Source organism: Stenotrophomonas sp. 112478_Sma, assembly GCF_056479905.1.
This window is the reverse complement of the sequence record NZ_CM151072.1, coordinates 819,589-845,410: the sequence shown is the minus strand read 5'-3', so window position 1 is coordinate 845,410 and position 25,822 is coordinate 819,589. Positions and strand designations below refer to the sequence as shown.

Here is a 25,822-nt window from a genome sequence, read left to right as displayed (position 1 = left end):
AGGTCGGCACCTACCAGGGGCGTAGCGCGCCGCCCTGCGTCATTTCTTTTTCTTCTTGTCCTTCGGCTCATCCTTGCTGGCCACCACGACCGGTTTGGCGGCAGCGTCCTGGGTATTGCCACGGGCGACGCGGATGCCATTGGCCTTCATCCATGCATCGAACTCGTCGGCGGTCATCTTCCTGTCGCCGTCGCTCATCAGGAAGCGGTAACTGCCGCGACCATCCAGTTCCGGGGTTTTCACTTCCACCACCGGGGTTTCGGCAGGCGTTTCCGTCTTGGCCATTTTCTTGTGGCCACCGCAGGCGGCCAGCAGCGCGATCGGCAGCAGCAGGCCGGCACAGCGCAGGGTTCGGTTGAGGGACAAGTGGTACATGGGCAGGCTCCGTTCGGGATTTCGACGACCAGACGCCCCCTACGCCTGGAACGGTGACCGGCATCCGCCGGCCGCGGGCATGACGCTCAGCCCGGTGCAGCGGCCCCCAGCCGCTGCTGGTCATTGACCTCCAGCATCCGCCACTGGCCCTTGCCGAGATCGTCGAGCGCCAGGTCGCCGATCGCGACCCGGACCAGGCGCAGCACCTGCAGGTCGAAGGCCGCCAGCAGGCGGCGGATGTGGCGGTTGCGGCCCTCGTCGAGGACCACCTCCAGCCACGCGGTCTTGTCGCCGCTGCGCAGCACGCGCACGGCCCGGGCGGCCAGGAATTCACCCTCGTCGTCCACCCCGGCCTGCAGCGCCGCCAGCGTGGCCGCATCGGGCAGGCGATCGATCTGCACGTGGTAGGTCTTGTCCGGCCCGGTCTGCGGATCGGTCAGGCGCGCCGCCCACTGCGGATCGTTGCTGAACAGCAACAGGCCCTCACTGGCCTTGTCCAGCCGGCCGACCGGCGCGATCCAGGGCAGGCCGGCGCCGTCGAAGCAGCGGTATACGGTGTCACGGCCGCGCTCGTCCTGCGCGGTGGTCACCACCCCGCGCGGCTTGTTGAGCATCAGGTAAAGCCGCTGCGGCGGCGCCAGCGGCAGGCCATCGACCTCGATGGGAGGTGCCGGGCTGCCGATCGGAAACTCCGGGTCACGGACGATACGGCCGGAGACGCGCACGCGGCCCTCGGCGATCCAGCGCGCGGCTTCGCTGCGCGAGCACACGCCGGCCTTGGAGAGCACACGCGCCAGGCCATGGCGCACACCCTTGGATGCATCCGGATCCGCGCGCCCACGCAGGACGTGGGAGCGGGCGGCGGGGGCGGCAGGTGGGCGGCGCGTACGCAAGCCTCTGCTCCCCGCGACGGTTACTTCTTATCGACCGGCTTGGTCTCAGCCGGTGCTTCGGCCGCGGCCGGGGTGGCCACCGGTGCCGGGCGCGCCTTGACCACGCGGACGCCACGCGCCTTCATCCAGGCATCGAATTCCTCGGCGGTCATGCGCTTGCCGTTCTGGCTCATGTCGAAGCGCCACGGCGTATTGTCGAATTCGGTCTGCGGCTTGTACGCCGCCGGATCGTTCGGCTTCACCGCCGGCGCGCTCGGAATCGCCTTGGCGATGTTCTGGCAGCCGTCGATGCGCAGGCGTTGCAGCACCTGGTCCAGCGACTGCGAAGGATCGTAGCTGCTGCTCAGCACACCGGCCGGCATGCCCAGCTGGTTGCCACGGATGTACAGCTCGTCGGCCACCGGCGCGATGGTCGTGGCCGGCAGCGGCAGCGGCGAAGCGCTGGTATTGACCGAGCAATCGACCGCAGCGTGAGCGGCAGGAACCAGGGCCAGCGCCAGGACGGCGGCCGATGCAGAGCGCAGCATGAGAGGCATCCACGGAAGGAAGGTGACGCGGCGAGTGTAGCAATGCGGCGACAGCTTTCAAGCGCCACTTTCAATGAATGCGCCAACTCATTGGTTTTTTGGACAAAAAGCCGACAAACGGTCGGTCCATCGAGGCCCGTTCCGGCTTTTCCCGCCGCAGAAACAACAAGACCCGGCCGAAGCCGGGTCCTGCTGTGTCTTGCGGGCGAAACGTCAGAACTTAGTTCTGGACGTTCAGCTCGGTACGACGGTTCTTGGCGCGACCTTCCGGATTGTCCGAACCATCCGGGTTGGTGTTCGGAGCAATCGGACGGCTCTCGCCGTAGCCGATCGGGCCGACCAGACGCGAAGCGTCCACGCCGTTCTTGGTCAGGTAGTTGTACACCGCGGTGGCGCGGCGCTCCGACAGCTTCTGGTTGTAAGCGTCGGTACCCTTCGAGTCGGTGTGACCGGCGACTTCAACGCGCAGATCCGGGTAACGCTTCAGGATCTCGGTGGCTTCGCTCAGGATGGCCACGGCGTCCGGACGCAGGTTCGACTTGTCGAAGTCGAAGTTCACGCCCTTCAGGTCGATCGAGACCGGCACCGGGCAACCGTCCGGACCGATGGTCTGACCCGGCTGCGAGTTCGGGCACTTGTCGTCGCAGTTGTTGACGCCGTCACCGTCGTCATCCAGGTCGGCGCAGCTCGGGGCAACCGGAGCCGGAGCCGGAGCAGCCGCGACCGGAGCCGGGCCCAGCGGGATCACGACGCCGACCGAAGCCAGCACGTCGCCGAACCAGTCTTCGCTGGCAGCGTGGTAGCTCTTGTCGTCGAAATCAGCGCGGTAGGCCACTTCGGCGCGGACAGCAACGCGCTTGTCGAAGGTGGTCTGCAGGCCGACGCCGAGCTTGGCGGCAACGTTGCCGTCCTTGCGCTCACGCGGACCATTGACGCTGATCGCCGGGTACTCTTCTTCCGACTTCTGGTAGCCCAGGCCACCGACGATGTACGGGTTCCAGCCGCGGCCTTCCTTGATGAAGTGGCGACGCAGGTCCAGCGAGATGCCGTACTGCGACCAGTTCAGGTCCTGATTGCTGTCGAAGTTCGGGTTCTGATAGTTCAGCTCACCGTCCAGCGACCAGTTCGGGCTGATGAACTTACCCAGGCCCAGGGTCACGAACGGAGCGTCGTTGGTCAGACGGTCGTTGTCCTGGAAGTTGAAGCCGGCCGAACCGGTCAGGTACCAGCGGTCATCGAACTCCTGCGCAGAAGCAGCCTGGGCGAAAGCCAGACCACCCAGCAGCGCGGCAGTAAGGATCTTCTTGTTCATTGAGTACAGCTCCTATTTCGGGGGTATGAAACCGGTAGAGGCATGGGCCAGCACTACTGCGTCGATGTTCAGACAGCCGATTCAGCACGCCACCGCCGCGAACATTATGCTCAGGCGGGTGAAGGCCATGTTAACAGTCCCGTAACATGTGAAGTGTTGCGCCCGACCGGCCACCGGTCCGACGTTGAAACCCTATACAGGATGATGAAAATCCGCAAGACCCTCACCCCATAAGGGTTTGACGGTGTTTAGGCAACGCAGGCGACATTCTGTGGAACGCGCGGCGAAGGAGATTCAGCGCGCCCCCGGAAACGTGAGGAACCTTATGATGAAAAGGGAAACCGAGCCGGAGCCGAGATGAAAGCCGTCGCCCTGAGTCGTGAATCCGCCCCCGCCCTGCAGGATCTCCGGCTGCCGCCGCCGCTGCCGCCAGCCGGCCGCGATCTGCTGGTCCGCGTGCAGGCGGTTTCGATCAATCCGGTCGACGGCAAGCAGCGTGCCGCCACCGATCCGGCCACGCTGGACACGCCGCGGGTGCTCGGCTGGGATGCGGCGGGCGTGGTCGAGGCCATCGGCGAGGACGCCCGCCTGTTCGCCTCCGGCGACGAGGTCTACTACGCCGGCGATGTCACCCGCTCCGGCTGCAATGCCCAGTATCAGCTGGTGGATGAGCGGCTGGTCGCACGCAAGCCCACCACGCTGGATTTCGCCGAGGCAGCGGCGCTGCCGCTGACCACACTGACCGCATGGGAGCTGCTGTTCGAGCGCATGCCGCTGCATCTGGATGACCGCCGCCACGCCGGGCAGCACCTGTTGGTGATCGGCGGCGCCGGCGGCGTCGGTTCGATGGCCATCCAGCTGGCCCACCATGCCGGCTTCACGGTCATTGCCACCGCCTCCCGCGAGCGGTCGGCCGACTGGTGCCGGCAGATGGGCGCCCATCACGTGATCGACCATCGCCAGCCGCTGCAGCCGCAGCTGCAGGCACTGGGCATCAGCGCCGTGCAGATCGCGCTCAACCTGGCCGACACCGATCACTACTGGGATGAACTGGGCCAGCTGCTGGCGCCGCAGGGGCATGTCGGGCTGATCGTCGAACCCCGCGGCGCGCTGCGCATCGGCGACCCGTACAAGGCCAAATGCATCGGCATCCACTGGGAATTCATGTTCGCGCGATCGCGCTTCGATACCGCCGACCGCATCGAGCAGCACCGCATCCTGAGCCGCGCCGCGAGCATGATCGATGCAGGCCAGCTGCGTGGCACGCTCAGCGAGACACTCGGCACGATCAATGCCGCCAACCTGCAGGCGGCGCATGAGCGGCTGGCCAGCGGCCGCACGCTGGGCAAGCTGGCACTGGCAGGCTGGGACGACTGACGCGCGCGCTGTGGCGCGGGATTCACCGGGATCTGTATCTATGGAAGCGGGCGATTCGGGATTACGGTGGAGACAGATTCCCTCCTCCCGAGCGCTCCCATGCCCACTGCCCTGCCCCTGCGCCTGCTGCAACTGATCGTCGGCCTGTTCCTGTACGGCTTCGGCGCCTCGCTGATGATCCGTGCCGCGATCGGTGTCGCGCCCTGGGACGTGCTGTCACAGGGCGTCGCGGCGCAGACCCCGCTGTCCTTCGGCCTGGCCACGAACGTGATCGGCGCGCTGGTCCTGCTGCTGTGGTGGCCCCTGCGGCAGAAGCCGGGCGTCGGCACCGTACTCAACGTGCTGCTGATCGGTCCGTCCGCGCAGTTTGGGCTGTGGCTGTTGCCGCCGGCTGTCGGCCTGGTCTGGCAGGTGGCGATGTTCGGTGCCGGCATGCTGCTGGTGGCACTGGCCACCGGCCTGTACATCGGCGCGCGGCTCGGCCCCGGCCCGCGCGACGGGCTGATGACCGGCCTGCATGCCCGCACCGGTTGGCCGATCTGGAAGGTGCGCAGCCTGATCGAAGGCAGCGTCCTGCTGCTGGGCTGGTGGCTGGGAGGCAACGTGGGCGTCGGCACCCTGGCCTTTGCGCTGCTGATCGGCCCGCTGTGCGGGGTGACGCTGGGCTGGTTCGGCATCGGCCGGCCCCTGCCGGCGGGTGGCGCCGGGCCACGCCCGGCGAGCGCGCAGCGCGGCCACGGGTAGCCGCATCGCCGGGCATGGCCCGGCGCTACCGATTCGCCCGCCCCTTGCCCCGACCGCCGTTTCGCGGCACGCTTCGCGCTTCCGTACGCAAGCGTATCGACCATGTCGCCAGCCAACGAAAGCGCCTATCCCCACCTGTTCGCCCCGCTCGATCTGGGCTTCACCCAGCTGCGCAACCGGGTGCTGATGGGTTCGATGCACACCGGGCTGGAAGATCGCGCGCGCGATTTCCCGCGCCTGGCCGCCTACTTCGCCGAGCGCGCCGAAGGCGGCGTCGGCCTGATCGTCACCGGCGGCTTCGCCCCCAACGTGGTCGGCTGGCTCAAACCCTTCGGCGGCAAGCTGTCCTGGCCCTGGGAAGTGCGTCCGCACCGGCAACTGACGGCCGCCGCCCACCAGCATGGCGCGAAGATCTGTCTGCAGCTGCTGCACGCCGGCCGCTATGCCTACCACCCCCTGTCGGTGGCGCCCTCCAAGCTCAAGGCGCCGATCAATCCGTTCACCCCGCGCGCACTGTCGGCCAGCGGCGTCGAACGGCACATCGCCGATTACGCACGCAGCGCCAGGCTGGCACGCGAAGCCGGCTACGACGGTGTCGAAGTGATGGGCTCGGAGGGATACCTCATCAACGAGTTCATCGCCCCGCGCACCAACACGCGCACGGACCGCTGGGGCGGCGATGCCTCCCAGCGCATGCGCTTCGCAGTGGAGATCGTGCGCCGCATCCGCGAAGCCTGCGGCCCGGATTTCATCATCATCTACCGGCTGTCACTGGTGGATCTGGTTGAGGACGGCAGCAACTGGGAGGAAATCGTGCAGCAGGCGCAGGCCATCGAGGCCGCGGGCGCGACGATCATCAATTCCGGCATCGGCTGGCACGAGGCGCGCATTCCCACCATCGCCACCTCGGTGCCCCGCGCCGCCTTCGCCGGGGTCACCGCCAAGCTGAAGCCGCATGTGGCGGTGCCGCTGGTGGCGACCAACCGCATCAACATGCCCGAGGTTGCCGAGCGCATTCTCGCCGACGGCGGTGCGGACATGGTGTCGCTTGCGCGCCCGCTGCTGGCCGACCCGCAATGGCCGAACAAGGCGCGCGCCGGCCGGGCCGACACGATCAACACGTGCATCGCCTGCAACCAGGCATGCCTGGATCACGTCTTCGAGAACAAGCTGGCCAGTTGCCTGGTCAATCCGCGGGCCGCGCACGAAACCGAACTGGTCTACCGCCCGACGTCCACACCGAAGCGGGTGGCGGTGGTGGGCGCGGGCCCGGCCGGCCTGGCCTGCGCCACGGTGGCCGCCGAGCGCGGTCACCAGGTCACCCTGTTCGACGCCAGCGACGAGATCGGCGGCCAGTTCAATGTGGCCAAGCGCATCCCGGGCAAGGAAGAGTTCCACGAGACGCTGCGCTATTTCCGCCACAAGCTGCAGGACACGGGCGTGCAGCTGCGCCTGGGTACCCGGGCAGACGCGACCTGTCTGGCCGGCTTCGACGAGGTCGTGCTGGCGACCGGCATCACGCCGCGCCGGGTCGACTTCCCCGGCGCGGACCACGCCAAGGTCGTCAGCTACCTGGACGTGCTGCAGGGCCGGGTCGAGGTGGGCGCCAGCGCGGCCATCATCGGTGCCGGCGGCATCGGCTTCGATGTCGGGGAATTCCTCAGCCACGAGGGCCCATCGCCGTCGCTGGACCCGCAGCGCTGGATGGCCGAATGGGGGGTGGACGCCACCTTCGAGGCCCGCGGCTCGCTGGCCCGCCCGCAGGTGGACGCTTCGCCACGCCGGCTGTGGCTGCTGCAGCGCAGCCCCGGCAAGCCGGGTGCGCGCCTGGGCAAGACCACCGGTTGGATCCATCGCGCCACGCTGAAGGCCAAGGGCGTGCGGATGCTGGGCGGCGTCGAGTATCTCGGCGTGGACGACCAGGGGCTGCGCATCCGCGTGGAGGGCAGCGAACAGCTGCTGCCGGTGGATCATGTGGTGATCTGCGCGGGGCAGGAACCGAACCGCGCGCTGCAGGCCGAACTGCAGGCGGCGGGCATCAGCGCACAGCTGATCGGCGGTGCCGATGTGGCCGCCGAACTGGACGCCAAACGCGCCATCGATCAGGGGAGCCGGGTGGCGGCCGCCCTTTGATCCAGACCTGAATGGGCGGCGGGACTGTGATTTCCGTCACCCACCTCAAAGCTGAATGTCAAGCCGGGCGATTCATGATGCGTTCGGCCAGCCCCCCTACCTTGCGCCAACTTTCCGCTCACCACCCAGTTTCCGGTGAGCCGGTGCGGCCCTCCCGGATCGTTCATCGATCCTCTTTTCCCGGGCCGCCCACGGGGCGGCCCCGATGGCCGCCTCCCCATGACGCCAAGTCGTACCCCGCCTCCTGCCCTCTCTTCGGCCGGAACCCCGTGGTGCGGCCCATACGGAGCAAGGAGTTATATGAAACTGGCCTGGATTCTCTGGCTGTCGCAGTTGCTGCCCCAGCCGGCGGCTGATTCATTGTGTTTGAGCACCACCGTATACCTGGAAGCCCGCGACCAGACCCTGCGCGGCCAGCAGGCCGTGGCCGAGGTGGCACTGCGCCGCCTCGACAGCGGCCTGTGGGGCGACTCGATGTGCCAGGTGGTGACCGCACGCAAGCAGTTCGCCCCGACCATCGTCTCCCCCGGCACCCAGCTGGGCAACGACGCGGCCTGGAGCGAGGCCATGAGCGTGGCCTTCGATGCGGAGCGCAACTGGGCGCTGCCGGCCGGCGAGCGCCGCGAGATCGTTCCCGGTGCCAGCCATTTCGCCGCCCTGGCCATCGCCAGCCCGAACTGGCGCAATGCCTACCAGGTGGCCACCATCGGTGATCACACCTTCTATAAGGTGCAGAACCTCAAGCCCCGGCAGTCGTAACAAACTGTTGCCGGCGGCAGCGTTGCCGCGCGCCGGCAGGCTCTGGGATAGTGGGCGATTCCCGCACACCCCGCCTGGAGTTCCCATGAAGCTGTACAGCAAGCCCGGTGCCTGCTCCACCGCCGACCACATCGCCCTGCAGTGGACCGGCCAGCCGTTCGAGGTCGAACTGCTCGACAAGGACACCCTGAAGGGGCCGGAATTCCTCAAGATCAACCCGGCCGGCTCGGTTCCGGCGCTGGTCGATGGCGACTTCATCCTGCTGCAGAACGCGGCCATCATGGGCTACATCGCCGACCGCTTCCCGCAGGCCGGCCTGGCCGGCGACGGCAGCCCGCGCCAGCGTGCCGAGGCCACCCGCTGGCTGGCCTTCGTCAACTCCGATGTGCACCCGGCGTTCTCGCCGCTGTTCGCACCGGGCAAGTTCATCGGCGATGAGAGCCAGTACGACGCGATCCGCGCGGCCGCCCGCAAGCGCCTGCGTGGCCTGTTCGAGACGGCCGACCGGCAGCTGGCGGACAAGCCGTGGCTGGCCGGATTCCGCAGCTTCGCCGATCCGTACTTCTACATCACCCTGCGCTGGGCAGCCGGCGCCAAGGTCGACCTGGCGGGGCTGGATCATCTGGCCGCCTACAAGGCGCGCATGGACGCCGATGCCGGCGTGCAGGCCGCACTGAAGGCCGAAGGCCTGGCCTGACCGCACACGGAGCCGCCGGCAGCGCAGGCGGCTCCGATCCGGCGTCCCGGCCCCGCGCCGGGCATCGCCGGCGCCCCGTGTCCACCATTCAACCGATCTGGCGGATCACGGCACCCTTGGCGTCACGCAGCAACGTCGGCACCACCTCGACCTGCAACTGGCCGCCCAGCGGGTAGATCCCGCGCTCGGCACGCACGTCCTGCCACGCCTGGACCCCCTGTGCATCCAATGCCCAGCGCGCGCTGTCGGCATCGACGTCGTTGGCGCCGCCGCCCGCAGCCGGGGTGAACTCCCATTGGCGCTCACGGCTGACCAGCACCAGTGATGCGCCATGGTGCAGGCGCAGCGGCAGCAGCTCACGCACGCTCGGCACCTGGCCGGCGCCGAGCACCAGCGTGGTCACGCCCGAGACCTGTCGCCAGTCCAGCGTTTCAATGAACAACATGCCGGTGCTGGAACCCTCCCGCGCACTGCCCGCCTGCACCTGCGCCGCCAGTGCCGGATCATCCAGCAAGTCGCCCCGATGCAGATCGGTGATCCACAGGGGCATCGCCGGCTCCAGCACGTGCAGCACCCCGCGGGTCGACCAGCGTTTCACTGCAGCCATTTCCCCATCCGTCAGCCCGACCAGCTGCAGGAACTGCAGGCGGCCGTTGGCGGTCTCGCGCGCCGGCAACTGCGGGTCGGCGATGAAAGCCAGATGGCGCAGGCGGGTGTCGGACTCGAGGGCAATCGGGCCGTTCGCGTCAAGGTGGTGGCCATCCTCGAACACGTTGCCGCTGCCGAACACGTAGCGCGCCAGGTTCTGCAGCAGGTTCATCGGCCATGTCGGCGGTGCCTGTTCGGCGTGCACGCTCTCGCCTGCTGCCAGACGGAAGGTCAGCTCGAATCCGTAGCCGCTTGCTTCGGCGTCACTGCTCTCCTTGGCGTACAGCTCGGACAGGCCATAGGTGATGTAGTGCCAGTGCGGTACCGGCGCCTCCGCCCGGTAGACACTGATGCCATCGAGGGGATCCTGGCCGCCCAGCGTGTACGGCAACGCCGTTCCGAAATGCAGGGGCTCCTGGCCCGCGTACAGCGGCGCCAACGCCGCATTGATCGCGTCCCAGCCCGGGGTGTCGGTGTCGTCGTGGTCGTCCTGCACGAGAGGCTCCTGATGGGAATGAAACCATCCACTCTACGCGCTGCGTCAGGCCTGCACGACTCCGCGATCGCCGGCTGCCAGCGATGCCTGCGTTTCCTGCCACCAGCGCTGTGCCAGTGCCGGGCTGCGTGCCTTGCCTACCGCCGCCAGCAGTTCCGGGCACAGGCGCTCCAGGGCCGAGGCATCGGTGCAGCGCTCGATCTTCAACTGCATGAAGTAGCCCTTCAGCCCGAGGTGGCGCCGCACGGCTTCGCTCATCGCCTCGTACAGCTGCTGATACAGCGCCGGGTCCTGTTCGCGGCCATTGCTGAGGCCAGCGACCGGCACCGCATCGGCGCTGCCCCCCACCACTTCGATCAGCTCCATCGCGGCCAGCTGTTCCAGCGCATCGGGTGGCGCCCGCAGTCCTTCGAGCAGGCTGCGCAGTTCGGTGTCATCGCGGCGACCATCGACCATCAGCAGGATCGAGCGCAGCGCGGCCGGCAGGCGCCGCGCACGATCCTCGATTTCCTGGCGGCCAGCGGCCGTCTTGGCGTGCAGCAGTGCCATAGCTCCCCCGTTCCATGATGCGCATGCCTGCGCGCCCTGACGGACGCGCTCCCCGGCATCGAGCTTAACGCACTGCTGGTACGGTGAACGCTGCGGTGCAGCACCGCTGCATTCCTTGCCTCGGCCCGCTGCACGCGGCCCCGGCAATACAGGACCGGTCTAGCGTCCCAGCGCGCGGCGGATCTCCTCCAGGGCGGCCGGGTCATCCAGGGTCGACAGATCGCCGGGATCGCGCTGCTCGGCCAGCGCCTGCAGCGAGCGCCGCAGCAGTTTCCCCGAGCGCGTCTTCGGCAACGCGTTGACCACGTGCACGTGCGCCGGCCGTGCAACCGCCCCCAGCGACGTGGTCACCGTTGCCATCATCTCCGCCACCACCGGTGCAGGGTCTTCGCCCCCCAGCCCCTGCTTGAGGGTGACGAAGACCAGCGGCACCTGTCCCTTCAGTTCATCCTTGACGCCGATCACCGCAGCCTCCGCCACACGCGGGTGGCTGGAGATGGCTTCCTCGATCTCACGTGTCCCCAGGCGATGCCCGGCGACGTTGATGACATCGTCGGTACGGCCGAGGATGAAGGTGTAGCCGTCATCGTCGCGGATCGCCCAGTCCAGCGAGCTGTACAGCAGTTCCTTGAAATGGCTGAAGTAGCTCTGCAGGAAGCGGCTGTCGTCGTTCCACACCGTGCTCATGCAGCCCGGCGGCAATGGCGGGGTGACCACCAGGACTCCCTTCTGCCCGGGTGCGACTTCTTCGCCGGTGTTCTCGTCGATCACCTTCATGCGGTAACCGAGGTTGGGGAAGCCCGGCGAACCAAAGCGCACCGGCTTCATCTCCAGGCCCGGCAACAGGGTCAAGGCCGGCCAGCCGGTTTCGGTCTGCCAGTAGTTGTCGATGATCGGTTTGCCCAGCGCTTCATTGATCCAGTGCGCGGTCGGCTCATCCAGCGGTTCGCCGGCCAGGAACAGGTACTTCAACGCGCGCAGGTCGTGGCGATGGATGAAATCCGCGTCGTGCTTCTTCAGCACGCGGATCGCGGTGGGAGAGGAGAACATCGTGCGCACGTTGTACTGCTCGCACAGGGCCCACCAGATGCCCGGATCCGGATGGGTCGGCAGGCCTTCGTACAACAGCGATGTGCAACCGCCGATCAGCGGTCCATACACGTTGTAGGAATGTCCCACGGCCCAGCCGACATCGGAGGTGGAGAACATCACCTGCCCCGGCTTGCAGTCGAAGACGGTCTCCATCGACTGTGCCATCGCCACCGCGTATCCGCCCACATCACGCTGCACGCCCTTGGGCTTGCCGGTGGTGCCGGAGGTATACAGCAGATAGCTCGGCTCGCTCGCTTCCAGCCACTGCACCGGAACATCGACGGCACCGACTTCCGCGCGCAGCATCGCGTACTCGACGTCGCGGCCCTCGATGCGCGGCTCGGCCGGATCCAGCCCGCGCGAAACGATCAGCACGTGCGGCGGTGGATGCCCGGCTTCCGCACAGGCGGCGTCCACCATCGGCTTGTAGGGAATGAGCTTGCCTCCGCGCATGCCGGCATCGGCCGCGATCAGCAGCTTGGGTCTGGCATCGTCGATGCGCAGGGCAAGGTTGTGCGCGGCGAAACCACCGAACACCACCGAGTGCACGGCCCCGATGCGCGCGCAGGCCAGCATCGCGAACACGGCTTCGGCCATGTTCGGCATGTAGATGACCACGCGGTCGCCATGGCCGACGCCCAGGCGCTGGAGCACGGCAGCGAAGTCGTTCACTTCACGGTACAGCTGCCGGTAGGTGATCTCGCGGGTGCTGTTGGTTTCGGTGGAAATGGCCACCAGCGCGAGCTGGTCGGGCCGAGTGTCCAGATGGCGATCAACCGCGTTGTAACAGAGGTTGGTTTCGCCGCCTACATACCAGCGCCGGAACGGCGGGTTGCTGTAGTCGAGCACCTGTTGCGGCGGCTTGTGCCAATGGATGCGCTTGGCTTCCTCGCCCCAGAACGCCTCCGGCTCGTCGATCGAGCGGCGGTAGGTTTCCTCGTAGTTCATGACGCAGCCCTCCCAGACGAAGTCATGGGTTCGAGCATAGTGCCGCGTTGCCGCGCGTTCCGCCCTACCTTGGTAGGGGGTGGGTTTTCCATGCAGGGCTGCCGCCCTGCACCTGCACCTGCAGAGGCCGAAGCCGAAGCCGAAGCCGAAGCCGAAGCAACAGGCTATCCGTGGGATGGCGGGGTGGGTCCGGTGGCGGGAGACGCCGTAAACCCGTCCATGGGGGCTTGGCCGCGGCATCCATGCCGCGGACACTCCCGCCACCGGACCCACCCCGCCTTCGACAGTTTTCTGTGATCTGTCGGAACGATCCGACCCACCATCTATTCCGATATCTGACAGATTTCATCCACGCTCGGCATAGATCCATCAGATCGCGGCATTCTGCCGAAGGTGGGGCGGTGTCGGAGTGCGGGGTGTCCGCGGCATGGATGCCGCGGCCAAGCCTACAGGGACGTACTTGCGGCGTCCCCGCACTCCGACACCGCCCCGCCAACCCACGGATTGCCCGCTTTTGACGTTGAACTTGCTCTGGCTCGTAGCAGATGCAGGGCGCAGCCCTGCCGCCCCCCTTGCCCTGCTTAGAACGGAGTGGCGGACTCGAACGCCAGCACGTCGCCCGTCACCGGGTGGGTGAAGTGCAGGCTGCGCGCATGCAGATGCACGCGCTGCGCCGGTGCGGCGCCATACAGCACATCGCCGACGATCGGATGACCCAGGCTGGCCATGTGCAGGCGCAACTGATGGCTGCGCCCGGTCACCGGCTCCAGCGCCACGCGCGTGCGCTGCGCTTCAACATCGCGGGCCAGCACGCGCCAGCGCGTCAGCGCAGGCTTGCCGTGTTCATGGTCGACCTTCTGTTTCGGCCGGTTCGGCCAGTCCACGATCAGCGGCAGATCCACTTCGCCGGCATCACCTTCGATCACACCCTGCACGACGGCTTCGTAACACTTGCCCACCCTGCGCTGCTCGAACTGCATCGACAACGCGGCCTGCGTCGTCTTGCCCCGTGCATGCAGCAGCAGACCGGAGGTGACCTGGTCCAGCCGATGCACGGTCAGCGCGTCCGGGTACAGCACCTGCAGGCGGGCCACCACGCAGTCCTGGTTCTCCGCGCTACGGCCAGGCACGGACAGCAGGCCAGCGGGCTTTTCCACCACCAGCAGCGCGTCATCGATGTAATGCAGGTGGATCAGGTGGATCATGCGGTTCTGCGGAACTCCAAATGAAAACGGGGAAGCTGAAGCTTCCCCGTTTCTGTCAGCTGCGTGCCGGCCAGACCGGCACCCGCGGCATCAGCCCAGCAGGTGGGCAACGCCGGCGCGTTCTTCTTCCAGCTCGGCCAGGGTCTTGTCGATGTACTTCTGGCTGAAGTCGTCGATCGGCAGATCCTTGACCAGGGTGTACTTGCCGTTCTCGGTGGTCACGGCGAAGCCGAAGATCACGCCTTCCGGGATGCCGTAGGAACCATCGGACGGCACGCCCATGGTGACCCACTTGCCGTTGCTGCCCAGCACCCAGTCACGCACGTGGTCGATTGCGGCATTGGCCGCCGAAGCCGCCGAGGACGAGCCACGGGCTTCGATGATCGCCGCGCCGCGCTTGCCGACGGTCGGAATGAAGGTGTTGGCATTCCACTCCTGGTCGTTGATCGCATCGGCGATCGAAGCACCATCGGCGGTGGCGAAACGGTAGTCCGGGTACATGGTCGGGCTGTGGTTGCCCCACACCACCAGCTTTTCCATGCCACCGACCGGCTTGCCGAGCTTGGCCGACAGCTGGCTCAGGGCACGGTTGTGGTCCAGGCGCAGCATGGCGGTGAAGTTTTCCGGCTTCAGGTCCGGTGCCGACTTCATGGCGATGTAGGCGTTGGTGTTGGCCGGGTTGCCGACCACCAGCACCTTCACGTCACGGCTGGCGACCTTGTTCAGCGCCGCGCCCTGCGCGGTGAAGATCTTGGCGTTTTCCAGCAGCAGGTCCTTGCGCTCCATGCCCGGGCCGCGCGGACGCGCGCCGACCAGCAGGGCGATGTCGGCATCCTTGAACGCCACTTCAGCGTCGTCGGTGCCGACCATGCCGGCCAGCAGCGGGAAGGCGCAGTCTTCCAGTTCCATCATCACGCCCTTCAGGGCGGCCTGGGCCTTGTCCACCGGCAGCTCCAGCAGCTGCAGGATGACCGGCTGGTCCTTGCCCAGCATTTCGCCGGAGGCGATGCGGAACAGCAGGGCATAACCGATCTGGCCGGCGGCGCCGGTCACGGCAACACGAACGGGTGCTTTCATGGGGGTTTCCTCTTGCTTGCAAGCGTTTGATGGGACGCCGCGGGCGTGGCCCGGCGGGCCTGGCAGGCGGCGGAGAACAGGGAAACGGCCACCCGTGGGTGGCCGTCTCGGAAGGGGGTCAGGCGGCGAGGATCTTGTTCCACTCGGCCACGCGGTCGGCCTGTGCGGCCAGCGCGGCGTCGACGTCGCCTTCCAGGGTGATCGAATGGATCACGTCGCCCTGCTTGACCGAATCGACGATGGCCTGGCCTTCCAGAACCTTGCCGAACACGGTGTGGCGGCCATCCAGCCAATCGGTCTTGATGTGGGTGATGAAGAACTGGCTGCCATTGGTGTTCGGGCCGGCGTTGGCCATCGACAGCGAGCCGACCTCATGCTTCACGCCGTTCTTCTCGTCTTCGAACTTGTAGCCCGGGCCACCGGTGCCACGGCCCTGCGGGCAACCGCCCTGGATCATGAAGTCGGCGATCACGCGGTGGAAGATCAGGCCGTCATAGAAGCCGTGCTTGACCAGGTTCACGAAGTTGGCAACGGTCAGCGGCGCCTTGTCAGCGAACAGCTCGACCTTGATCGGGCCCTGGGTGGTGTCGAAAGTGGCGATGAGGGACATGAAGATCCTTGTTGCAAAGGGAAAGGCGTCTAGCCACCTAGTTTACACCCGGCTCGTGGCGGCGGCGGCTTCGACCATCGGCGCAGGGCGACGCTTCAGGCTCTGGAGGGGCGCCGCCGGCGGGGCCCCGACGGCCAGCTGAATGGGGCTCCCGGGCGGGCCGGAATCCAGCTTTTCGCGAATCGTCAAGTTCGACGTATAATGTTGGACTTCTTTTTCCAAATCCGGCGCCGACTGGCCCCCTTTCGTATGTCCATCGAAAATCTTCGCAACATCGCCATCGTCGCCCACGTCGACCATGGCAAGACCACCCTGGTCGACCAGCTGCTGAAGCAGTCCGGCACCCTGTCCGAGCGTACCGTCCTCGCCGAGCGCGTGATGGACAGCAACGACCAGGAAAAGGAACGCGGCATCACCATCCTGGCCAAGAACACGGCCATCACCTGGGAAGACAAGAAGACCGGCATCAAGAACCGGATCAACATCGTCGACACCCCCGGCCACGCCGACTTCGGCGGTGAGGTCGAGCGCGTGCTGTCGATGGTCGACACCGTGCTGATCCTGGTCGACGCGATGGACGGCCCGATGCCGCAGACCCGCTTCGTCACCCAGAAGGCCTTCGCGATGGGCTTCAAGCCGATCGTGGTGGTCAACAAGATCGACCGTCCGGGCGCGCGTCCGGACTGGGTGATCGACCAGGTGTTCGATCTGTTCGACAAGCTCGGCGCGACCAACGAGCAGCTGGACTTCCCGATCGTCTACGCGTCGGCCCTGAACGGCTATGCCGGCCTGGAAGACACCGTCCGCGATGGCGACATGACCCCGCTCTACGAAGCGATCATGAAGCACGCGCCGAAGCCCGAAGTGGATCCGGAAGGTGCCTTCCAGATGCGCATCAGCCAGCTGGACTACAACAACTTCGTGGGCGTGATCGGCATCGGCCGCATCCAGCGTGGCACCCTGAAGAAGAACATGCAGGTCACGGTGATCGATCGTGAAGGCAAGAAGCGCAACGGCAAGGTCGCGCAGGTGCTGGGCTTCCTGGGCCTGGAGCGCATCGAGCAGGACACCGCTGAAGCCGGCGACATCGTGGCGATCTCGGGCATTCCGGAGCTGACCATCTCCGACACCCTCTGCCACCCGGACACCCCGGAAGCGCTGCCGGCGCTGACCGTGGACGAGCCGACCATCTCGATGACCTTCCAGGTCAACAACTCGCCGTTCGCGGGCAACAAGGACCTGTCCGGTGGCAAGTTCCTGACCAGCCGCCAGATCAAGGACCGCCTGGACCGTGAAAAGGTCCACAACGTGGCGCTGAAGGTCGAACAGCTGGAGGACGCCGACAAGTTCCTGGTCTCCGGCCGTGGCGAACTGCACCTGTCGGTGCTGATCGAGAACATGCGTCGTGAAGGCTACGAACTGGCCGTGTCGCGTCCGGAAGTGATCATCAAGGAAATCGACGGCCAGCAGATGGAGCCGATCGAACAGCTGGTGGTGGACGTGGAAGAAGTGCACCAGGGCGGCGTGATGGAAAAGCTGGGAACCCGCAAGGGCCAGCTGAAGAACATGGAACCGGACGGCAAGGGCCGCGTGCGCCTGGAATACTCGATCCCGGCCCGTGGCCTGATCGGCTTCCAGAACGAGTTCAAGACCCTGACCCAGGGTTCGGGCCTGCTGTTCCACGTGTTCGACCATTACGGTCCGAAGGAACAGGGCGCAATCGCCAAGCGCATCAACGGCGTCATGATCGCCAACGCCCCGGGCGTGACTCCGGCCTACTCCCTGGGCCCGCTGCAGGAACGCGGCAAGCTGTTCGCTGCTGAAGGCGACAATGTGTATGAAGGCCAGCTGGTCGGCATCCACTCCAAGGACAACGACCTGACCGTCAACGCCATCAAGACCAAGCCGCTGACCAACATGCGCGCTTCGGGCAAGGACGATGCGATCCAGCTGACCCCGGCGATCAAGTACTCGCTGGAACAGGCGCTGGACTTCATCGAGGACGACGAGCTGGTCGAGATCACTCCGAAGGAAATCCGGCTGCGCAAGAAGTTCCTGACCGAAAGCGACCGCAAGAAGGCTTCGCGCGGCGGCTGAGCCGGACCGTGAGCCAGAGCGGCTACAACCCGGATCCACACCGGCATCCGGGCCTCCACGTCATCGCCCTGCTCGAAGCGAGCAAGGCGGTGCTGGCGTTGCTGGCTGCGACCGGGCTTGAAGTGCTCGGTCCGCAGCCGCTCCGCGATGGGGTCAATGCCCTGATCCGGCGTTTCAGCCTGGACCCGGATCACGGCACCCTGCCCTCCCTCCTGAACATGATCAATCCCGACGCCGTGCACCTGGCGGCGGCGGCGATGATCGGCTACGGCCTGCTGCACCTGGTGGAAGCCTGGGGCCTCTGGCGGGCCAGGGCCTGGGCCTCCTGGCTGGGCTGCCTGACCGCCGCGCTGTATCTGCCCTTCGATGTCTTCGCCATCGTCCGCCACCCCGGCTGGCCCTCCTGGACGATCCTGGCGATAAACCTGCTCGTGGTCTACGTCCTGGCCCGCGACCTGCGCAAGCGCCACCACTGAGCAGCAGCTACACTGGGCATTGGAGCCGACCAAGCCGCCCCATGCGCCCGTCCTTGCCGCCTCTGCTGACCTGCCTGCTCATCGCGCTGCCCGCGTTGTTCATTGTTGGCTGCAGCCCGGCCACGACCAGCGCCCACGCCGCCGAACCCGCGAGCCGCAACGTGCCCTTCCCCTACGCCGAGACCGACCTGGCCGACCTGCAGGCGCGCATGGTGGCCGGCGAACTGGACAGCACCACGCTGACCCACGCCTACCTGCAGCGCATCGCTGCGCTGGATCGCGCCGGGCCGCGCCTGCGTGCCGTCATCGAACTCAACCCGGATGCCCTGCGGGAAGCCGGTGAACGCGATCGCGAGCGCCGGGACGGCCATCTGCGCGGGCCGCTGCATGGCATTCCGGTCCTGCTGAAGGACAACATCAACGCCGCGCCCATGACCACCAGCGCCGGATCGCTCGCGCTGCAGGGTTTCCGCCCCGCCGATGCCTACCTGGTAAGACGCCTGCGCGAGGCCGGCGCGGTCGTGCTGGGCAAGACCAATCTCAGCGAGTGGGCCAACTTCCGCGGCAACGATTCGGTGTCGGGCTGGAGTGCGCGCGGTGGCCAGACCCGCAATCCGTACCGTCTCAGCCATTCGCCCTGTGGCTCCAGCAGCGGCAGCGCGGTAGCGGTGGCCGCCAATCTGGCCAGTGTGGCGATCGGCACCGAGACCGACGGCAGCATCGTCTGCCCGGCCGCGATCAACGGCATCGTCGGCCTGAAACCGACGGTCGGCCTGGTCAGCCGCGAAGGCATCATCCCGATCTCCTTCAGCCAGGACACCGCCGGGCCGATGACGCGCAGCGTCGCCGACGCCGCGGCCGTACTGACGGCGATCGCGGGCCGGGACGATGCCGACCCCGCCACGGCCACCATGCCCGGCCGCGCGGTCTACGACTACACCGCGCGCCTGGACCCCGAAGGCCTGCGCGGCAAGCGCATCGGCCTGCTGCAGACCCCTCTGCTGACATACCGTGGCATGGCACCGCTGATCGATCAGGCCGCCGCCGAACTGCGCCGTGCGGGCGCGGTGGTGGTGCCGGTGGAACTGCCCGACCCGGGTGCCTGGGCCGAAGCCGAGTGGGTCGTGCTGCTGCATGAGTTCAAGGCCGGGCTGGAGCGCTACTTCAAGACCTACCGCGCGCCCCTGCGCAGTCTTGGCGAACTCATCGCCTTCAACCAGGCCCAGGCGCCGCAGGAACTGGGCCTGTTCGGCCAGGAACTGCTGCTGGAGGCCAACGCCACTGCCGGACTGGCCGACCCTGCCTACATCCGTGCGCGCAGCGATGCGCGACGCCTGGCCGGCCCGGAAGGCATCGACGCCGTCCTGGCTGCCAACCAGCTGGATGCGCTGGTTGCACCGACCACCGGCACGGCCTGGCCCATCCGCCGCGAAGGCGACGATTTCCCGGGTGAGAGCTACAGCGTGGCAGCGGTCGCGGGTTACCCCAGCCTGAGCGTGCCGATGGGACAGATCAACGGCCTGCCGGTCGGCCTGCTGTTCATGGGCACAGCCTGGAGCGAGCCGAAGCTGATCGAAATGGCCTATGCCTACGAGCAACGCACACGTGCGCGTCGCCCGCCTCATTTCGAAACCGACACCCTGATCGACACTGGCGAGCCTTGATCGGCCCCGGGTTGCCCGGCGGACCGGGGGTACCGCTGCGCTCGCCGGGCACGTCCCGGCGCTAGCGGTCGGGGTCCGGTTCCACCGGCGCGATCGCGGCCTCGCCGTCCTCCGCCCCGGGTGAACGTACATCTGCCGTACGTGCACGCGGTGCGCGTGGCATGTCCAGCTCATCCTCGCGCTGCAACCGCGCGCGCAGCTGCGGCAGTGATTGCGGATGCTCTCGCGCCAGGAAATCCAGCATGCGCTCGCGCACCAGGCAGCGAAGATCGAAGGCATCGCCGGAGCTGCGTGCACTGACCAGCAGGCGCACCTGGATTGCCCGCTCGCTGGTTTCGGTCACCTGGGTCACGCAGACCCGTCCATCCCACAGCGCCTCGCCGCGGCAGATGCGCTCCAGTTCACTGCGGATCGCCGCGATCGGCGCACGGTAGTCCAGCCACAGGAACGCCGTGCCGAGCAGATCGGCGCTGCGCCGGGTCCAGTTCTGGAAGGGGTTCTCGATGAACCAGGTCAGCGGCACCACCATCCGCCGCTCGTCCCAGATGCGTACCACCACATAGCTGCTGCCGATCTCCTCCACGCGCCCCCACTCGCCTTCAACGATCACCACATCATCCAGCCGGATCGGCTGGGTCACTGCGATCTGCAGGCCGGCGATGAGGTTGCCGAACACCGGCTTGGCGGCGATGCCCGCGACCAGCCCGATCAGACCGGCCGAGGCCAGCAGGGCGGCGCCGATCTTCTGCACCATCGGGAATGTCAGCAGCACCAGCGATGCACCGAGCACGATGATGCCGCCCATCAGCACGCGGCTCAGCACCCGCGTCTGGGTCTGGATGCGACGGGCTTCCAGATTGTCCGAGACGTCGATGGGATGACTGCGCAGGATCGCACGCTCGCCGGCGGCCACCGCGCGCACCAGCAGCCAGATGAAACAGGCCGTCAGCGCGATGTGCAGCCCGTGCTGCAGATGCCCCAGCAGAGGCTCCTGCAGTGGCGTGGCCTGCAGCGCCGGGATCAGCAGCAGCAAGGGCCATGCGGTCGCCATTGGCAGACCGAGCACACGACCGATGCGCGCGCGCCGGCGATCACGCCCTTTCAGCCGGTGATAGATCCACAGGATCAGCCAGGCACCGATGCCACCCACCAGTGCCGCCAGACCCAGCGGCCATGCATATGCCTGTGCGCTTTGCCAGTGCACGGTTGCCACCTCCACTCGAACAGCAGCGGACAGCCTCGCGCATGGCGCATGAGCGTCACGTCAGCCGTTCGTAAGCAGGGTGTTGGCCTGCAGGGCTTGCAGCCCTGCACCTGCTGCGGGCTGGAGCAACAGCAACTGCAGAAGCAACAGCAAAAGCAGCAGCAGAAACTGGCATTCCGTGGGATGGCGGGGTGGGGCCGGTTGCGGGGGACGCCGTGAATCCGTCCATGGAGGCTCGGTCGCCGCATCCATGTGGCTTACGCCCCCGCAACCGGCCCCACCCCGCCTTCGACATATTTTCGGGATCTGTCGGAATGGCTCTTGGGGTCAGATCCGTTTTCCTGCGGAAAACGGATCTGACCCCAGATTGATTTCGACGTCGGACAGAGATTCATCCACGCATGGCGTGGATCTGACAGACACCGGGAATCCGCCATCCCACGGAATGCCCGCATTTGACGTCGACGTTGACTCCGCAGGTGCAGGGCTGCAAGCCCTGCCGAAAAACCCTTAGCGCACCTGTTCCTGCTTGCGCACGATCGCCATCGCGATCTCCAGCGACTGCTCGTAGTTCAGCCGCGGATCGACCGTGGAACGGTACGCGCGCTCAAGATCACGCTCGGTGAGCTCGCGCGCGCCACCGGTGCATTCGGTCACGTCCTCGCCGGTCAGCTCCAGGTGCACGCCGCCCAGGCGCGTACCTGCCGCGGCGTGCAGATCGAACGACAACTCCACCTCGCGGCGCACGTTGTCGAAGCGGCGCGTCTTGAACCCATTGGCGGTGCTCTCGGTGTTGCCGTGCATGGCATCGCACACCCACAGCACGCGGCGGCCGTCGCGCTTGACCGCTTCCAGCAGCGACGGCAGCTTTTCGGCTATCTGCGTCGCGCCCATGCGGTGAATGAAGGTCAGGCGCCCGGGCTCGTCGTCCGGATTGAGTACATCGATCAGGCGCAGCAGCTGGTCCGGCGAAACCGACGGCCCCACCTTGATCGCGATCGGATTGCGCACGCCCCGCAGGTACTCCACGTGGGCGCCGTCGAGCGCCGCCGTGCGCATGCCGATCCAGGGATAGTGCGTGCTCAGGTTCAACCAGCCCTGCTGGCGCGGCACCTGCCGGGTCAGCGCCTGCTCGTAGGGCAGCAGCAGGGCTTCGTGCGAGGTGTAGAAGTCGATGCGGTTGAGGTTGTGCACCCGGGCACCGGCCAGGGTTTCCATGAAGTGCACGGCATCGCCGATCGATGCCACCATCTTCTGGTACTCGGCGGCGAGCGGCGAATGCCGCACCCAGTCCAGGTTCCAGTACTCGGGGTGGTGCAGGTCGGCGAAGCCGCCATCGATCAGCGCCCGCACGAAATTCATCGTCATCGCCGAATGTGCGTGGGCCTGCAGCATCCGCTTCGGGTCGGGCAGGCGCGCGGCTTCGGTGAAGGCCGGCGCATTGATCACATCGCCCCGGTAGCTGGGCAGCGTCACCCCATCACGGGTCTCGGTATCAGCCGAGCGTGGCTTGGCGTACTGGCCGGCGAAGCGGCCGACGCGGATCACCGGCTGGCGCAGGCCATGCACCAGTACCAGGCTCATCTGCAGCAGCACCTTCAGCCGATTGGAGATGGTGCCGGACTCACAGTCGCTGAAGTTCTCGGCGCAATCGCCGCCCTGCAGCAGGAAGCGCTTGCCCTCCTGCGCCTCCGCCAGCTGCTGCTTCAGCGCCAGGATCTCCCACGAGGTCACCAGAGGGGGTAGCCGCTTCAGCTCATGCAGGGCAGCATCCAGCGCCACCGGGTCGGGATAGGTCGGCATCTGCAGTGCGGTCTTGCCGCGCCAGCTCTCCGGCGACCAGGCAGCACCCGCAGCGGTTGCGGCAGGATCGGGAACCGGTGAAACGGCGGACAGGCTCATTGCAGACTTCCGGGGTGGGGGACGGTCATGGTCGCAGAGCCGGCCGCCGCCGCAAAGGGCCAGCCCTTCCGGCCCGATGCCTGAACGCCAGGGAGAGCACGCGCCGAGCAGCCACAGACCGCATGGTCGGCGGCACCGCCAGAGGCGCATGATCTGTTACGGAGTAACACTCACCGTCATGGACCGGCCCCCTCCACGCCCCAGGCCCTGCTCTCTCCCATGAAGCCCTCACGCCTCGCTACCAGCATCACCTTCGCCCTGGCCCTGGCCAGCACGCCCCCCCTTGCCGCGGCCGCGGATGACGCCGGGCCCGCAGTGAAAAACCTGGATGCGGTCACCGTCAGCGCCCACCTCGATCAGGCCCGCAACGCGCTGTCGCCGGACATCGGCAGCAGCCAGTACCAGATCACCGCCGAGGACATCCAGAAGCAGCCGCTCGGCGCCTCCGCCGCACTCAGCCAGGTGCTGCTGCAGGCCCCGGGCGTGGTCCAGGATTCCTACGGCGGTGTCCATGTGCGTGGTGATCACGCCAACCTGCAGTACCGCATCAACGGCGTGCTGCTGCCCGAATCGATCTCCGGCTTCGGCCAGACCGTGGATACGCGAACCATCAGGAGCATCCGGCTGATGGATGGCGCACTGCCGGCGCAGTTCGGCGAACGCACCGCCGCAGTGGTGGACATCACCACCCGCAGTGGCGCCGAACTGGGCAACGGCGGCAGCGCCGGACTGACTGCCGGGTCGTTCGGCAAGGTCAATCCCAACGCCTCCTGGTGGGGCAACCAGGGACGCTGGAGCTGGTTCCTGACCGGCAACTACGACCAGAACGAGGTCGGCCTGGAGAACCCGACGAACTCGCGCCGGCCGCTGCACGACGACACCCACCAGGGCAAGGCGTTCGCCGACCTCACCTATCTGCTGGACGAGAACACGCGCGTGAGCGTGTTTGCCGGCATTGCCAACAACCGCTTCCAGATTCCGGTGAACCCGGGCCAGACACCGCAGTTCGGCTACCTCGATACCTCCACGTTCGACTCCAGCCAGCTGGATGAGACCCAGCGCGAGACCACGCGCTTCGGCATGCTGGTGCTGCAGGGGACGCTGGGCGCCAGCGCGTACCAGCTGTCGGCCGGCCAACGCTACAGCGATGTCGGGTTCAATCCCGATGTGGCGGGCGATCTGGTATTCAGCGGTGTTGCTTCACAGGTCCAGCGCAGCAACCGCGCCAACACCGTGCAGGCCGACGTTTCCACCCCGCTGGGCAGCGATCACACGCTGCGCTATGGCCTGTACGGCAATCATGAGACCGCGCGGGCCCACAGCAGCAGCTGGGTGTTCCCGGTTGACGACGCCGGCCAGCAGGCCAGCACCACGCCCCTGCTGATTCCCGACCGCAGTGCTTTCCACGCCAGCACGCTGGCGCTCTACGTGCAGGACGAGTGGAAGATCGGAGACAACTGGACGGTCAACTATGGTCTGCGCGGCGACCGCTACACGGCCTTCGGGCGGACCGAAGGCCAGATCAGCCCGCGCCTGGGCGTGGTCTGGAATGCCGGCGACAGCACCACCCTGCACGCAGGCTATGCGCGCTACTTCACACCACCGGCCAGCGAGCTGATCGCCTCCGACGACATCGCGCTGTACGACGGCACCAGCAACCAGCAGCCCAGTGATGGCAACGCCACGCCACTGGCCGAGCGCAGTGACTACTACGACCTCGGCATCTCGCAGCAGATCGGCGAGCACCTGACACTCGGCGTGGATGCGTATGACCGGCGTGTCGCCCGCCTGCAGGATGAAGGCCAGTTCGGCGCCGCCTACCTCTATTCAACGTTCAACTATCGTCGCGGCCACATCCGCGGCCTGGAGTTCAGCGCCGACTACAGCGACGGACCGTTCAGCGCTTACTTCAACGCTGCATACAACAAGGGGATCGGCACCCAGGTGATCACCGGCCAGTACAACCTCGACCCGGACGCCCTGGCCTACGTGGCCGACCATTGGATCCACCTGGACCACGACCAGAAGCTGACCTCGTCGGGCGGTGTCAGCTATGCCTTCGCCGGACACAACCGGATCGGTGCCAACTACGTGTTCGGCAGTGGCCTGCGCTCGGACACCGAAAGCGTACCCAATGGGGGCGAGCTGCCGTCCTACCTGCAGGTGAACCTCAGTGCTGGCCACGATTTCAACCCCGACAGCGGCCATCCGCTGCATGCACAGCTGGCGTTGGTCAACGCGCTGGATCGCAGCTATCAGCTGCGCGATGGCGGCGGCGTAGGCGTGTTCGCCCCCCAGTGGGGGCCGCGACGCGGCGCCTATCTCAGCCTGCAACAGGATTTCTGATCGATGTCGCCGCCCCCCGGCAGAGCCGAGCCCATGCCCGGCTCTGCCGGGGCGCGTCAGTTACTCAGCGCCTGACCCTGCGCAGCGGCACCAGCAGTGCCCACAGCCCCAGCAGCACGAACCACACGCCCGACCACATCGGCATGGTCAGTCCGAGGAAGGTCCAGTCGATGTTGCCGCAGTTGCCGGTACCGGTCAGCACCGTGCGGAACACCTCGAACGGGCCCATGGTCTCGCGCAGGAAGCTCAGCGGTGGGCCACAGGTGGCACCCATTTCCGGCGGCAGCATCTGCACGTAGACATGGCGCGCGGCGATGCCGACGCCGACGGCTGCCGCAATGAAGGCAAGGATGCCGTACGTCACCCGTCCCGGCCGGTTCGACGGGCCGTGCAGTGCGCCCAGCAGGAACAGCAGGCCGAGCGCGGCAAAGGCCAGCCGCTGGAAGATGCACAGCGGGCACGGCTCCAGCCCCATCTTCAGCTGCAGGAAAATCGCATAGCCCAGCAGGCCCACGCAGATCAGGAAGCCCAGCAGGAACTGGGCGCGGAAGGGCCAGCGCAGAGGATTCATCGTGAATGCTCGAATGGATCAGGCGCCAAGCGTAACCGACCGCGCCTGCCATTCGAACCGCTGCCGGTGACGCTCGTCGGAACGGTGCGGGCCACTTCCCTTCGCAGGTAGCGCCGGGCC

Annotated in this window: 22 protein-coding genes; 9 read left to right on the top strand and 13 right to left on the bottom strand. The window is 67.0% G+C overall.

What is annotated here, in order from left to right; translation table 11 throughout:
- Positions 1-39: 39 nt before the first annotated feature.
- The 4 genes from ACZK08_RS03850 to ACZK08_RS03835 form a co-directional block, all read right to left on the bottom strand.
- The gene (locus ACZK08_RS03850) at positions 40-375 is read right to left on the bottom strand and encodes a hypothetical protein (protein WP_065182479.1); all 336 of its coding nucleotides are present in this window, start codon (positions 373-375) and stop codon (positions 40-42) included.
- Between the two features lie 86 nt (positions 376-461).
- Complete coding sequence (locus ACZK08_RS03845) at positions 462-1,268, bottom strand: pseudouridine synthase (protein ID WP_414488243.1); 807 nt, start codon at positions 1,266-1,268, stop codon at positions 462-464.
- Positions 1,269-1,288: 20 nt separating this feature from the next.
- Positions 1,289-1,795: a hypothetical protein gene (locus ACZK08_RS03840; protein WP_065182879.1), complete on the bottom strand. Its 507-nt coding sequence runs from the start codon at positions 1,793-1,795 to the stop codon at positions 1,289-1,291.
- Positions 1,796-2,015: 220 nt separating this feature from the next.
- Positions 2,016-3,107, bottom strand: coding sequence for an OmpA family protein (locus ACZK08_RS03835; protein ID WP_065182878.1), 1,092 nt, complete (start codon positions 3,105-3,107; stop codon positions 2,016-2,018).
- A 357-nt stretch (positions 3,108-3,464) separates the two neighbouring features.
- On the opposite strand from ACZK08_RS03835, the gene ACZK08_RS03830 reads away from it, so the two are divergent.
- The 5 genes from ACZK08_RS03830 (at position 3,465) to ACZK08_RS03810 (ending at position 8,817) form a co-directional block, all read left to right on the top strand.
- The gene (locus tag ACZK08_RS03830; RefSeq protein WP_065182877.1) at positions 3,465-4,484 is read left to right on the top strand and encodes a zinc-binding alcohol dehydrogenase family protein; all 1,020 of its coding nucleotides are present in this window, start codon (positions 3,465-3,467) and stop codon (positions 4,482-4,484) included.
- A 99-nt stretch (positions 4,485-4,583) separates the two neighbouring features.
- Positions 4,584-5,228 carry a membrane protein YczE gene (gene yczE, locus ACZK08_RS03825; RefSeq protein ID WP_065182876.1) on the top strand — a complete coding sequence of 215 codons (645 nt, stop codon included), beginning with the start codon at positions 4,584-4,586 and terminating at the stop codon, positions 5,226-5,228.
- 102 nt (positions 5,229-5,330) lie between these two features.
- On the top strand, positions 5,331-7,361 hold the full coding sequence (locus ACZK08_RS03820) for an NADPH-dependent 2,4-dienoyl-CoA reductase (protein WP_065182875.1): 2,031 nt from the start codon (positions 5,331-5,333) through the stop codon (positions 7,359-7,361).
- Between the two features lie 300 nt (positions 7,362-7,661).
- A complete protein-coding gene (locus ACZK08_RS03815; protein ID WP_053520031.1) occupies positions 7,662-8,120 on the top strand; it encodes a cell wall hydrolase in 459 nt (152 codons plus the stop codon).
- Positions 8,121-8,205: 85 nt separating this feature from the next.
- Complete coding sequence (locus ACZK08_RS03810) at positions 8,206-8,817, top strand: glutathione S-transferase N-terminal domain-containing protein (protein ID WP_065182874.1); 612 nt, start codon at positions 8,206-8,208, stop codon at positions 8,815-8,817.
- Positions 8,818-8,905: 88 nt separating this feature from the next.
- On the opposite strand, the gene ACZK08_RS03805 is transcribed toward ACZK08_RS03810, so the two are convergent.
- The 6 genes from ACZK08_RS03805 to ACZK08_RS03780 form a co-directional block, all read right to left on the bottom strand.
- The gene (locus tag ACZK08_RS03805; RefSeq protein ID WP_065182873.1) at positions 8,906-9,961 is read right to left on the bottom strand and encodes a suppressor of fused domain protein; all 1,056 of its coding nucleotides are present in this window, start codon (positions 9,959-9,961) and stop codon (positions 8,906-8,908) included.
- 45 nt (positions 9,962-10,006) lie between these two features.
- On the bottom strand, positions 10,007-10,510 hold the full coding sequence (locus ACZK08_RS03800) for a hypothetical protein (RefSeq protein WP_053520034.1): 504 nt from the start codon (positions 10,508-10,510) through the stop codon (positions 10,007-10,009).
- Between the two features lie 159 nt (positions 10,511-10,669).
- Positions 10,670-12,550, bottom strand: a complete 1,881-nt coding sequence (prpE, locus tag ACZK08_RS03795) for a propionate--CoA ligase (protein WP_478452482.1) — start codon at positions 12,548-12,550, stop codon at positions 10,670-10,672.
- A 581-nt stretch (positions 12,551-13,131) separates the two neighbouring features.
- Complete coding sequence (locus tag ACZK08_RS03790) at positions 13,132-13,746, bottom strand: RluA family pseudouridine synthase (protein WP_053520334.1); 615 nt, start codon at positions 13,744-13,746, stop codon at positions 13,132-13,134.
- Positions 13,747-13,845: 99 nt separating this feature from the next.
- Entirely contained in the window at positions 13,846-14,832 is a 987-nt protein-coding gene (locus ACZK08_RS03785; RefSeq protein WP_005415428.1) for a malate dehydrogenase, read from the bottom strand.
- A gap of 118 nt (positions 14,833-14,950) precedes the next feature.
- On the bottom strand, positions 14,951-15,442 hold the full coding sequence (locus ACZK08_RS03780; RefSeq protein WP_053520333.1) for a peptidylprolyl isomerase: 492 nt from the start codon (positions 15,440-15,442) through the stop codon (positions 14,951-14,953).
- A 249-nt stretch (positions 15,443-15,691) separates the two neighbouring features.
- Here ACZK08_RS03780 and typA point away from each other — a divergent pair, with 249 nt between their 5' ends.
- The 3 genes from typA to ACZK08_RS03765 are packed head-to-tail and all read left to right on the top strand — an operon-like array spanning position 15,692 to position 19,679.
- On the top strand, positions 15,692-17,539 hold the full coding sequence (typA, locus tag ACZK08_RS03775) for a translational GTPase TypA (RefSeq protein WP_053520332.1): 1,848 nt from the start codon (positions 15,692-15,694) through the stop codon (positions 17,537-17,539).
- Between the two features lie 8 nt (positions 17,540-17,547).
- Positions 17,548-18,015 carry a DUF2127 domain-containing protein gene (locus tag ACZK08_RS03770; protein ID WP_065176006.1) on the top strand — a complete coding sequence of 156 codons (468 nt, stop codon included), beginning with the start codon at positions 17,548-17,550 and terminating at the stop codon, positions 18,013-18,015.
- Positions 18,016-18,056: 41 nt separating this feature from the next.
- Positions 18,057-19,679, top strand: coding sequence for an amidase (locus ACZK08_RS03765; RefSeq protein ID WP_065182871.1), 1,623 nt, complete (start codon positions 18,057-18,059; stop codon positions 19,677-19,679).
- A gap of 61 nt (positions 19,680-19,740) precedes the next feature.
- On the opposite strand, the gene ACZK08_RS03760 is transcribed toward ACZK08_RS03765, so the two are convergent.
- Entirely contained in the window at positions 19,741-20,883 is a 1,143-nt protein-coding gene (locus ACZK08_RS03760) for a mechanosensitive ion channel family protein (RefSeq protein ID WP_053520335.1), read from the bottom strand.
- 510 nt (positions 20,884-21,393) lie between these two features.
- Positions 21,394-22,785: a class II 3-deoxy-7-phosphoheptulonate synthase gene (locus ACZK08_RS03755; protein WP_053519755.1), complete on the bottom strand. Its 1,392-nt coding sequence runs from the start codon at positions 22,783-22,785 to the stop codon at positions 21,394-21,396.
- A gap of 219 nt (positions 22,786-23,004) precedes the next feature.
- On the opposite strand from ACZK08_RS03755, the gene ACZK08_RS03750 reads away from it, so the two are divergent.
- The gene (locus tag ACZK08_RS03750; RefSeq protein ID WP_065182870.1) at positions 23,005-25,131 is read left to right on the top strand and encodes a TonB-dependent receptor; all 2,127 of its coding nucleotides are present in this window, start codon (positions 23,005-23,007) and stop codon (positions 25,129-25,131) included.
- Positions 25,132-25,195: 64 nt separating this feature from the next.
- Here ACZK08_RS03750 and ACZK08_RS03745 read toward each other — a convergent pair whose 3' ends face one another.
- On the bottom strand, positions 25,196-25,702 hold the full coding sequence (locus ACZK08_RS03745) for a disulfide bond formation protein B (RefSeq protein ID WP_053519753.1): 507 nt from the start codon (positions 25,700-25,702) through the stop codon (positions 25,196-25,198).
- Positions 25,703-25,822 lie beyond the last annotated feature (120 nt).

Excerpts from the sequence above, each read along its gene's own strand:
- ACZK08_RS03850 (WP_065182479.1), bottom strand. The coding sequence starts at position 375 with ATGTACCACTTGTCCCTCAACCGAACCCTGCGCTGTGCCGGCCTGCTG.
- ACZK08_RS03840 (WP_065182879.1), bottom strand. The coding sequence starts at position 1,795 with ATGCTGCGCTCTGCATCGGCCGCCGTCCTGGCGCTGGCCCTGGTTCCT.
- ACZK08_RS03835 (WP_065182878.1), bottom strand. The coding sequence starts at position 3,107 with ATGAACAAGAAGATCCTTACTGCCGCGCTGCTGGGTGGTCTGGCTTTC.
- ACZK08_RS03830 (WP_065182877.1), top strand. The coding sequence starts at position 3,465 with ATGAAAGCCGTCGCCCTGAGTCGTGAATCCGCCCCCGCCCTGCAGGAT.
- yczE (WP_065182876.1), top strand. The coding sequence starts at position 4,584 with ATGCCCACTGCCCTGCCCCTGCGCCTGCTGCAACTGATCGTCGGCCTG.
- ACZK08_RS03820 (WP_065182875.1), top strand. The coding sequence starts at position 5,331 with ATGTCGCCAGCCAACGAAAGCGCCTATCCCCACCTGTTCGCCCCGCTC.
- ACZK08_RS03815 (WP_053520031.1), top strand. The coding sequence starts at position 7,662 with ATGAAACTGGCCTGGATTCTCTGGCTGTCGCAGTTGCTGCCCCAGCCG.
- ACZK08_RS03810 (WP_065182874.1), top strand. The coding sequence starts at position 8,206 with ATGAAGCTGTACAGCAAGCCCGGTGCCTGCTCCACCGCCGACCACATC.
- ACZK08_RS03800 (WP_053520034.1), bottom strand. The coding sequence starts at position 10,510 with ATGGCACTGCTGCACGCCAAGACGGCCGCTGGCCGCCAGGAAATCGAG.
- prpE (WP_478452482.1), bottom strand. The coding sequence starts at position 12,550 with ATGAACTACGAGGAAACCTACCGCCGCTCGATCGACGAGCCGGAGGCG.
- ACZK08_RS03785 (WP_005415428.1), bottom strand. The coding sequence starts at position 14,832 with ATGAAAGCACCCGTTCGTGTTGCCGTGACCGGCGCCGCCGGCCAGATC.
- ACZK08_RS03780 (WP_053520333.1), bottom strand. The coding sequence starts at position 15,442 with ATGTCCCTCATCGCCACTTTCGACACCACCCAGGGCCCGATCAAGGTC.
- typA (WP_053520332.1), top strand. The coding sequence starts at position 15,692 with ATGTCCATCGAAAATCTTCGCAACATCGCCATCGTCGCCCACGTCGAC.
- ACZK08_RS03765 (WP_065182871.1), top strand. The coding sequence starts at position 18,057 with ATGCGCCCGTCCTTGCCGCCTCTGCTGACCTGCCTGCTCATCGCGCTG.
- ACZK08_RS03755 (WP_053519755.1), bottom strand. The coding sequence starts at position 22,785 with ATGAGCCTGTCCGCCGTTTCACCGGTTCCCGATCCTGCCGCAACCGCT.
- ACZK08_RS03750 (WP_065182870.1), top strand. The coding sequence starts at position 23,005 with ATGAAGCCCTCACGCCTCGCTACCAGCATCACCTTCGCCCTGGCCCTG.
- ACZK08_RS03745 (WP_053519753.1), bottom strand. The coding sequence starts at position 25,702 with ATGAATCCTCTGCGCTGGCCCTTCCGCGCCCAGTTCCTGCTGGGCTTC.